Genomic DNA, 2,998 nt, shown 5'->3' on the forward strand with positions numbered 1-2,998 from the left:
AGCGGGCAAAAGGGCGCATCTCCTCCTCGATCCGCGTCGACAGTTCCTCGATCGCGGCGGTGAGCTGGTCGATGCGTTCCAGGTGCAGCCGGCACAGGAACGCGTGGTGCTCGGAGAAGCTGCCGGTCAGCGCCTCGACCAGTTTGATGATCTTGGGCCGCATCCTGCCCTTGGCCATCCCGGCCAGGACGTCGGGGTCGCGTTCGCCGTCGATCAGCGCGGCGAGCATCGCCCGCCCCTACACCCCGAGAATGTCGGTGGCCACCGCGGACAGCTTGATCCCGGGGTCCTCGAGTTCCTTCTCCAACCGCTGGGCCTCCCGGGTCCGGTCGGCGGTCAGCGTCGTGCGGTAGCGGGTGAGGTCACGCAGGTGGCGGATCGGCTCCGGCGGCACGAACGACGCCCTGAGCAGGCCGCACTCGCCCAGCTGGCACAGCCACGCCGCGTCGGAGACGCCGGTCTTGCGTCCGGGCAGGCCCCTGGCGTGGGCGGCGTTGACCAGGATGACCGGCAGGCAGTCCTCCAGCAGGTAGAACGCCCCGCACCAGTAGTCCCCGGTTACCTCCATCACCACCAGGGTGACCTTCTCCGCGACCAGCCAGTCCCGCAGTCCCAGCAGAGCGTTCGTCGTCGTCGCGAACGTGCGGACCTCCTGCCGGCGGGCACGTCCCCGGCCCGCCTTCGGCGTGCGCACGCACGCCTTGAGGTCCTTCTTACCGATATCCAGCGCGGCACACCGGTCGTGCAGCAACTCCACCAGACGTCTCCGAGCCCCGGACGGCTACCAGGCGCGGCCGCCCGGAGGGACCACAGGCCTCGGAAGAGTCTGACCCGCGTGCTCCAGGCAGCAGCAGACCGCCACCCTGGCAACAAACCGTGGTCCCCTGATCGACCCCCACGCCGACGAGCGAGTACGCTTTCCGGTTGACCGCCGATCTACTGATCCATGGCTGGGATCCGGCGCGGGCGATCGACATGCACGGCAGGCGGGCCGGTGACACCTCGTCGGTGGTGGGTGTCGGCTCTGACCGGGACCTCGTGCACCGGGTCCACGAGCACCTGGCGTCGCAGATCGACGCCTGGCGGGCTGCCGGCATCTTCGCCCGCCCGGTGCCGGTCCCGGATGACGCCGACGAGTGGACGAGGTTGCTGGCCCTCACCGGCCGCTCGCCCGACTGGCGGCCCGGATCCGGCGGATAGCTCGGCACGACGGATATCAGCACAACGGATATCGACACAACGGATATCAGCACAATGGGTAGATGAGGATGGGGGCGCCCGACCCCCCGGGTGCGGAGGTGGCCGGGGCCGTGCAGCTGTGTCGCGGGCTCGGTGCCGTGGGTGTAGGCGGGTACTCGCCACTCGGCACCGGGCTTGGCACCGGGTGTTTCGCCCCGCCCGCCTCCGCCTCCGCCTCCGTCGGCGTCGGTGACGCGGTGGCCGGCGAAGGCCCGCTCTTCAGGGAGGGGCCCGCCGTCAGTGACGAGGGATCCGTGAGTGACGAGGGATCCGAGCCGCCACCGATGCCCAGCCTGCCGATCGCCGCTGGCAGCGAGCCGTCCTTGGCGATGGCGAGGTCAGCCGCTGCCGCGGCGCCCTCGACGCGTCCCCAGCTCACCCGTAACCCGGACGTCGCGATCAGACCGCCGACGGCGAACGCGGCCACGGCGCTCACGACGACGAGTAGGGCCAAGAGCAGCCGCACGGTGCGACGGTCATCGGAATCCACCGGAACGCTCACGACCGTCTCCGACCGTCCGGTATATCGATACCTGGAGTGAATACCCGTGAGCACAACTGTAGGCGTCGGTATCGGGCGGCGGCCACGGAATCCCTCCGCATTGGGTGACCGTAGCGGATCGCGACGGGCTCCGAGGGACAGCGGCACGCCGGATGGGAGTCGGATCTCGGGTCGAGGGGCCGCCGGGTCCCGCCGGGCTCAAGAGCTCAGGACGCCGGCTCCCGTTCCGGCTCCCATCCCCGCTCCGGCTCCCATCCCCGCTCCCGTTCCGCCACTCGGTCCCGCCTCCCGCTCGGCCAGCAGCACCGCGAGGTCGTCCTGGCTGCCGCCCCGCAGCAGGTCCAGATGATCGTCCAGGGGGAAGAACCGCCCCCGGCCGTCCCGGGCCTCGGTGAGACCGTCGGTAAACAGCAGCATCCGATCGCCGACCGCCCAGCTCGCCATCGTGACGGAGAAACGCTCGGCCAGCCCGAGCGGCGGACTGGGCGACTTCAGTTCCAGCGTGGTGCACTCGTCCGCCGAGACCAGTCGTGGCGGGTGATGCCCGGCCGAGCACAGGCCCAGCCGACCGTCCGGGTGGATGTCGACGATGAGCGCCGTCACGAAGTCCTCGGGTTCGGCCTCCCGACCCACCGCGCGGGCGCAGGCGGCGGCCACCTGTTCCGGGTCGAGCCAGGTCACTGCCGCCTCGCGGAAGGCACCGAGCACTATCGAGGCCAGCCGGACAGCAGGCAGGCCCTTGCCGCGGACATCGCCGATGATCATCCGGATGCTCTGCGAGGTGGAGACGACCTCGTAGAGATCGCCACCCACTGACGCCTCCTGGGCGGCGGAGAGGTACCGAGCCGCGAAACCGGCCCCGTTGAGCCGGCTCGGGACCGCCGGTAGCAGTGCCCGCTGCGCGACCTCGGCGACCGCTTTGACCTGGTGCAGTTGTGAGCGTTGCCGTTCCCGGCACACGCAGATGCAGACCGCGATCACGGACTGGAGGGCGACCAGCGTGGTTGCGGCGAGATGCGGACCGGTCCCGAACCAATGATCCCAGAAGCCGGAGAGGAGCGCCGCGATCACTGCCAGCGCTCCGACCGCGGCGGTGACCCGGGGTGGACTGGCCGCCGCGATGATCAGTGGCCCGAGACCGAAGTACCCGACCAGGATCAGCCCGGGCGTCGCGTCGAGGACGACGACCGTGACGAGGACGAGCGTTCCGGCTATGAGGGGACGGACGTCCTCCACCCCGCCGAGCCCCTCTACCCC

General features: G+C 70.5%; 4 protein-coding genes and 1 pseudogene. 1 reads left to right on the forward strand and 4 read right to left on the reverse strand.

What is annotated here, in order from left to right; genetic code table 11:
- A pseudogene (locus tag AC08OO_RS23135) lies at positions 1–229 on the reverse strand (IS110 family transposase); the annotation flags it as partial.
- Between the two features lie 9 nt (positions 230–238).
- The gene (locus tag AC08OO_RS23140; protein WP_476611825.1) at positions 239–757 is read right to left on the reverse strand and encodes an IS110 family transposase; all 519 of its coding nucleotides are present in this window, start codon (positions 755–757) and stop codon (positions 239–241) included.
- A 167-nt stretch (positions 758–924) separates the two neighbouring features.
- Between AC08OO_RS23140 and AC08OO_RS23145 the strand changes: the two genes are divergently transcribed.
- Entirely contained in the window at positions 925–1,200 is a 276-nt protein-coding gene (locus tag AC08OO_RS23145) for a DinB family protein (protein ID WP_476611824.1), read from the forward strand.
- A 46-nt stretch (positions 1,201–1,246) separates the two neighbouring features.
- On the opposite strand, the gene AC08OO_RS23150 is transcribed toward AC08OO_RS23145, so the two are convergent.
- Positions 1,247–1,741 carry a hypothetical protein gene (locus tag AC08OO_RS23150; protein ID WP_476611823.1) on the reverse strand — a complete coding sequence of 165 codons (495 nt, stop codon included), beginning with the start codon at positions 1,739–1,741 and terminating at the stop codon, positions 1,247–1,249.
- Positions 1,742–1,939: 198 nt separating this feature from the next.
- Positions 1,940–2,998: PP2C family protein-serine/threonine phosphatase (locus AC08OO_RS23155; protein ID WP_476619092.1), on the reverse strand; the 1,059-nt coding region annotated here is incomplete at its 5' end.

The organism is Frankia sp. CeCAU1, assembly GCF_977971845.1.